The sequence below is a fragment of the Actinoallomurus acaciae genome (assembly GCF_042429965.1).
GTDB classification, from domain to species: Bacteria; Actinomycetota; Actinomycetes; order Streptosporangiales; family Streptosporangiaceae; genus Actinoallomurus; species Actinoallomurus acaciae.
In genome coordinates, this window is record NZ_JBHLZP010001155.1 from 954 (window position 1) to 1,356 (window position 403).

At 76.9% G+C, this 403-nt stretch carries 1 protein-coding gene; it reads left to right on the forward strand.

Going from position 1 to position 403, the window contains the following annotated elements:
* Positions 1-18 precede the first annotated feature (18 nt).
* Positions 19-403 (forward strand): hypothetical protein (locus ACFFNX_RS51280; RefSeq protein WP_378213791.1); only part of this gene is annotated, 385 nt, incomplete at its 3' end.

The following is a 403-nucleotide window of genomic DNA, read 5'->3' on the forward strand; positions in this document are numbered from 1 at the left end:
GGGACGCTCCGGTTCGGGATGTCCGAGCACGACGCCCAGTGGCTCGTCTCGACGCTGGGCGATGTCCGCGAGGGGTGGGTCTGCGGCGCGGCCTGGGCGTTCGGGGCCGCGTACGGCGATCTCGTCCTCGACGTCCTCGGCGGGCCGCCCGGCCGCACCGGCCTCGCGGAGATCTTCTTCGAGCGGCCGGGCGACCCGGCGGACATGCCCGGCCACGTGCCGGTCGTCTGGGCCGACGTCGACCTGTTCGGCCATCCGGCGGCCGAGGTGGAGGCGGCCCTGCCCCGGACCACCCGCGCCCACGACCCGCTGCCCGGCCGTACGGCCGGGCCGTACCTGACCCGCGTCCGGCTCTCCGCACCGCGTGATCGCCGGGCGTCCGCCGGGCGGACCGATCCACTAC